The organism is Nocardioides sp. (assembly GCF_031422975.1).
Lineage (GTDB): Bacteria > Actinomycetota > Actinomycetes > Propionibacteriales > Nocardioidaceae > Nocardioides.
Genome location: NZ_JANPEO010000137.1, coordinates 1 through 5,928 on the forward strand (window position 1 = coordinate 1; position 5,928 = coordinate 5,928).

Sequence of the window (5,928 nt, forward strand, 5' to 3'; positions counted from 1 at the left end):
CCACGTCGGCGGGCTGGGCGGCACCTACGGCGGCAACCCGGTCGCCTGCGCCGCGGCCCTGGGCGCGATCGAGACGATGGAGACCCTCGACCTGCGGGGTCGAGCACGAGAGGTCGAGGCGATCTTCGTGCCGCGGCTGCGGGCCCTGGCCGAGCGCCACCCCGACCGGATCGGCGACATCCGTGGGCGCGGGGCGATGCTCGCCGTCGAGCTGGTCAGCGACGCAGCACGGCGTACCCCTGACCCCGCACTGGCCGGCGCGGTCCACCGCGCCTGCTCCGCCGAAGGCCTGGTCACCCTGACGTGCGGCACCTTCGGCAACGTCTTCCGCTTCCTGCCGCCCCTCGCGATCGGCGACGACCTGCTGAGCGAGGGACTGGACATCTTCGAGGCGGCCTTCGAGAAAGTGGTGGCCCATGGCTGACGTGCTGGACTCCGTGCCCCGACAGCTCCTCATCGGCGGGACGTGGCAGGACGCCTCCGACGGCGCGACCTTCGACGTCACCAATCCCGCGACCGAGGCGGTCCTGACCTCCATCGCCGACGGCACCGCGGCCGATGGGGAGCGTGCCCTGGCCGCCGCGGCAGGCGCCCAGAAGGAGTGGGCCGCGACCGAGCCACGGGTGCGCGGCGAGATCCTGCGCAGCGCCTTCGGGCTGCTCATCGATCGGGCCGACGACTTCGCGCGGCTGATGACCCTGGAGATGGGCAAGACGCTGGCCGAGGCGCGTGGCGAGGTCGCCTACGGCGCGGAGTTCTTCCGCTGGTTCTCCGAGGAGGCGGTACGCATCCACGGCCGCTACTCCCCCGCTCCCAGCGGTCCGACCCGGCTGATCACGATGAAGAGCCCGGTCGGGCCGACGCTGATGATCACGCCCTGGAACTTCCCGCTGGCCATGGGCACTCGCAAGATCGGGCCCGCGATCGCCGCCGGCTGCACGATGGTGATCAAACCCGCCCACGAGACCCCGCTGACGATGCTGGCGCTCGCCGCCCTGTTGGAGGAGGTCGGCCTGCCGGCGGGGGTGCTCAACGTCGTCACCACGACCCGCTCCGGCGAGGTGTGCGAGCCGCTGATCCGTGACCGGCGCCTCCGCAAGCTCACCTTCACCGGCTCCACGGGTGTCGGCAAGGTCCTGGTCGAGCAGTCCGCCGAGCAGCTGCTCCGGGTGTCGATGGAGCTGGGCGGCAACGCCCCCTTCGTCGTGTTCGCCGACGCCGACCTCGACGCGGCGGTCAACGGCGCGATGCTGGCCAAGATGCGCAACATCGGAGAGGCGTGCACCTCGGCCAACCGCTTCTTCGTGCACGAGTCCGTCGCCGACGAGTTCTCGAGCCGCCTGGCCCAGCGGATGGCCGCGCTGCGCATCGGGGACGGCACCGAGGACGGGGTCGAGGTCGGACCGCTCATCACCGCGAAGGCACGCCGCGGCGTGCACGAGCTGGTGGACGACGCGGTGGCGGCCGGCGCCCGGGCACTCACGGGCGGGTCGGTCCCCGAGGGACGCGGTCACTTCTACCCGCCCACGGTGCTCATCGACGTACCTGCCTCGGCGCGGGTGATGCGCGAGGAGATCTTCGGACCGGTCGCACCCATCGCGACCTTCCGCGACGAGGACGAGGTGCTGGCCCGCTCCAACGACACCGAGTACGGCCTGGTGGCCTACGTCTTCACCCGCGACCACGCCCGCGTGCTGCGGGTGAGCGAGGCGCTGGAGTACGGCATGGTCGGCATCAACACCGGCATCGTGTCGAACCCCGCGGCCCCCTTCGGTGGGGTCAAACACTCCGGCTTCGGTCGCGAGGGCGGTTTCGAGGGGATCGAGGAGTACCTCGAGACCAAGTACGTGGGCAGCGCGCTGTGACCGGCGCGACCGTGCGGGTGGACCGGGAGCGCCAGGCCGCGCTGCACGCCGAGGAGGAGCAGCGGTTCGTCGATCTGCACCCGACCTCCGCCCTGCTCGCCGCCGAGGCGGGCGAGCACCTGCTGGCCGGCGTGCCGATGCCGTGGATGACCCGCTGGCCGGGGTCCTTCCCGCTCTTCGTGGAGTCCGCGCAGGGCGGCCGCTTCACCGACGTGGACGGCATCGACTACGTCGACCTGTGTCTGGGCGACACCGGCTCGATGACCGGCCACTGCCTGCCCGCGGTCGCCGAGGCCGTACGCGAACGCACCGTCCGCGGCATCACCACCATGCTCCCCTCGGTCGATGCCGCGTGGGTCGCCGCCGAGCTGAGTCGGCGGTTCGGACTCCCCCGCTGGCAGATGGCGATGACCGCCACCGACGCCAACCGTTTCGTGCTCCGCTTCGCCCGGCACCTGACCGGTCGTCCGCGGATCGCGGTGATGGACTGGTGCTACCACGGCACCGTCGACGAGACGCTGGCCGTGCTCGAGCACGGCCGTGCGGGCGACCGCGTCGTGGCCCGCCCGGGTGCGCTCGGTCCGCAGGTCGATGTCGCGCAGACCACTGCGGTGGTGCCCTTCAACGACCTCGACGCCCTCGAGCGCCGGTTGGCCGAGGGAGACGTCGCCTGTCTGCTCATGGAACCGGCGCTGACCAACATCGGCATCGTGCTGCCCGAGGAGGGCTACCTGGCCGGGGTCCGGGAGATCACCCGCCGGCACGGGGTGCTCCTGGTCAACGACGAGACGCACACGATCTGTGCCGGACCCGGCGGCGCGAGTGCCGCCTGGGACCTGGAGCCGGACTTCGTCGTGATCGGCAAGCCGATCGGCGGCGGGATCCCGGTCGCGGCCTACGGGATGACCGCCGAGGTCGCAGCGCAGCTCGAGGGCCCCATGCTCGGCCACGACATCGACGTCGCCGGCGTGGGTGGCACGCTGTCCGGCTCAGCGCTGTCCATGGCGGCGGTGCGTGCCACCTTGTCGACCGCGCTGCGCCCGGAGGACTTCGCCATCGCCGTGCCCCTGGCCGAGAGCTTCACCGAGGGCATCGTGGCCGTGATCGACGAGCACGGGCTGCCCTGGCACGTGCAGCGTCTGGGCTGTCGGGCGGAGTACTGGTTCTGCCCGCCCCCGCAGACGGGCGCCGAGGCCGCGGCTGCGGTGGACGAGGAGCTCGACGCCTTCTTCCACCTCTGGACGGTCAACCGGGGCGTGCTGCTGGCCCCGTTCCACAACATGAGCCTGTTCTCGCCGTTGCACACCCCGGCCGACGTGGACGCGCACACCAGTGTCTTCGCCTCCGCCGTCGCGGCGCTGCTGGCCTGAGACGCACGAGACCCCGCCTCCCTTGCGGGGACGGGGTCTCGTCGTGAAGCGGTTGCCGGTCAGTGACCGGCTGGGATCACTTGGTGATCTTGGTGACGCGGCCGGCGCCGACCGTGCGGCCACCCTCGCGGATGGCGAAGCGCAGACCCTCGTCCATCGCGATGGGCTGGATGAGCTCGACCGACATTTCGGTGTTGTCACCCGGCATGACCATCTCGGTACCCTCGGGCAGGGTCACAACACCGGTCACGTCAGTCGTACGGAAGTAGAACTGGGGACGGTAGTTGTTGAAGAACGGCGTGTGACGGCCGCCCTCGTCCTTGCTGAGGATGTAGACGTTCGCATCGAAGTTGGTGTGAGGCGTGGTGGTGCCCGGCTTGATGACGACCATGCCGCGCTCGATGTCCTCGCGCTTGGTGCCACGAAGCAGGAGACCGACGTTCTCGCCGGCCTGGCCCTCGTCGAGGAGCTTGCGGAACATCTCGACACCGGTGACGGTGCTCTTCTGGGCGACGTCGCGGATGCCGATGATCTCGACCTCCTCGTTCACCTTGACGATGCCGCGCTCGATGCGACCGGTGATGACGGTGCCACGACCGGTGATCGTGAAGACGTCCTCGACGGGCATCAGGAAGGGCTTGTCCGTCTCGCGCGCCGGGGTCGGGATGGACTCGTCCACCGCGGCCATCAGCTCGAGGATCGTCTTGCCCCACTTCTCGTCGCCCTGGAGCGCCGGGAAGGCAGCAACGCGCACGACGGGGATGTTGTCGCCGTCGAACTCGTACTCGGAGAGGAGCTCGCGCACCTCCATCTCGACGAGCTCGATGAGCTCCTCGTCGTCGACCATGTCGCACTTGTTGAGCGCCACGACCAGGGACGGCACGCCGACCTGGCGGGCGAGCAGCACGTGCTCACGCGTCTGCGGCATCGGACCGTCGGTGGCGGCGACCACAAGGATCGCGCCGTCCATCTGGGCCGCACCGGTGATCATGTTCTTGATGTAGTCAGCGTGACCAGGGCAGTCGACGTGCGCGTAGTGGCGCGACTCGGTCTGGTACTCGACGTGCGCGATCGAGATGGTGATACCGCGCTGACGCTCTTCGGGCGCCTTGTCGATCTGGTCGAACGCCGACGCCTCGTTGAGGGTCGGGTACGCGTCGTGCAGCACCTTGGTGATTGCTGCGGTCAACGTCGTCTTGCCATGGTCGATGTGACCGATGGTGCCGATGTTGACGTGCGGCTTGGTCCGCTCGAACTTCGCCTTAGCCACTGGGGCTCCTCCTGGTTGGGTTTGTACTGAACTCGTGGGTGGTGGAACGGGTGGTGCTGTGCCGAGGGAACGTGGCGACTATTCGCCGCGAACCTTCTTGACGATCTCTTCGGCGATGTTCGCAGGAACCTCGGCGTACGAGTCGAACTCCATCGAGTACGACGCCTGGCCGGAGGTCTTCGACCTCAGGTCGCCAACGTACCCGAACATCTCGGAGAGTGGGACGAGAGCCTGGACGACCATGTCGCCGTGACGCTCCTCCTGGTTGTGGATCTGGCCACGGCGCGAGTTGATGTCGCCGATGACCGTGCCGAGGAAGCTCTCCGGCGTGATCACCTCAACGGCGAACATCGGCTCGAGCAGCACCGGCTTGGCCCGGCGTGCGGCCTCCTTGAAGGCCTGGTTGCCGGCGATCTTGAACGCGAGCTCGGAGGAGTCGACGTCGTGGTAGGCGCCGTCCTCGAGCGAGAACTTCACGTCGACCATGGGATAGCCGGCGAGCACGCCGAACTCCATGGCGTCCTGGCCACCGTGGTCGACCGAAGGGATGTACTCCTTCGGGATGCGACCACCGCTGACGTTGTTGACGAACTCGTAGCCCGCGCCGGTACCGGTCTCGGGGTCGATGTTCGGACCCAGGCTGATGACGACCTTGGCGAACTGGCCCGAGCCACCGGTCTGCTTCTTGTGGGTGTAGGAGTGCTTCTCGACCAGGTTGCGGATGGTCTCGCGGTAGGCGACCTGCGGCTTGCCGACGGTCGCCTCGACGCGGAACTCGCGCTTCATGCGGTCGACGAGGATCTCCAGGTGGAGCTCGCCCATGCCGGCGATGATCGTCTGGCCGGTCTCTTCGTCGGCCTTGACCGTGAAGGTCGGGTCCTCGTCGGACAGGCGCTGGATCGCGGTACCGAGCTTCTCCTGGTCGGACTTGGTCTTCGGCTCGATCGCGACCTCGATCACCGGGGCCGGGAACGTCATCGACTCGAGGATGACCGGGTGCGCCGGGTCGGACAGCGTGTGGCCGGTCTTGGTGTCCTTGAGACCCATGACGGCGACGATCTGGCCGGCGCCGACCGACGCGATCTCCTCACGCTTGTTGGCGTGCATCTGGTAGACCTTGCCGATCCGCTCCTTGCGACCGTTCACCGAGTTGACCACGGTGGTGCCTGCTTCGAGCTTGCCGGAGTAGACGCGGACGTAGATCAGCTTGCCGAGGTGCGGGTCGGTGGCGATCTTGTAGGCCAGGCCCGAGAACGGCTCGTCGTCGGACGGCAGGCGCTTGATCTCCTCGTTCTCGTCCTTGACCGAGTGACCGATGATCGCGTCGATGTCGAGCGGGGACGGGAGGTACTTGACGACGGCGTCGAGCAGGGGCTGGACGCCCTTGTTCTTGAACGCGGTGCCGCACAGCACGGGGTTGATC

General features: G+C 68.7%; 5 protein-coding genes. 3 read left to right on the forward strand and 2 right to left on the reverse strand.

All coding sequences use genetic code 11. From position 1 onward, the window contains the following. From RMO85_RS04400 to RMO85_RS04410, 3 genes are all read left to right on the forward strand, one after another. On the forward strand, nt 1-424 hold a 424-nt coding region (locus tag RMO85_RS04400; RefSeq protein ID WP_310526714.1), incomplete at its 5' end, for an aminotransferase class III-fold pyridoxal phosphate-dependent enzyme. Then, nucleotides 417-1,865, forward strand: a complete 1,449-nt coding sequence (locus RMO85_RS04405) for an NAD-dependent succinate-semialdehyde dehydrogenase (RefSeq protein ID WP_310526716.1) — start codon at nt 417-419, stop codon at nt 1,863-1,865. The genes RMO85_RS04400 and RMO85_RS04405, both read left to right, overlap by 8 nt. Beyond that, entirely contained in the window at nt 1,862-3,235 is a 1,374-nt protein-coding gene (locus RMO85_RS04410) for a transaminase (protein WP_310526717.1), read from the forward strand. Before RMO85_RS04405 ends, RMO85_RS04410 begins: the two co-directional genes overlap by 4 nt. A gap of 76 nt (nt 3,236-3,311) precedes the next feature. Here the strand turns inward: RMO85_RS04410 and tuf are convergent, their stop codons facing one another. Then, nucleotides 3,312-4,505, reverse strand: a complete 1,194-nt coding sequence (gene tuf, locus RMO85_RS04415; RefSeq protein WP_310526718.1) for an elongation factor Tu — start codon at nt 4,503-4,505, stop codon at nt 3,312-3,314. A 78-nt stretch (nt 4,506-4,583) separates the two neighbouring features. Beyond that, on the reverse strand, nt 4,584-5,928 hold a 1,345-nt coding region (gene fusA, locus RMO85_RS04420; RefSeq protein ID WP_310526720.1), incomplete at its 5' end, for an elongation factor G.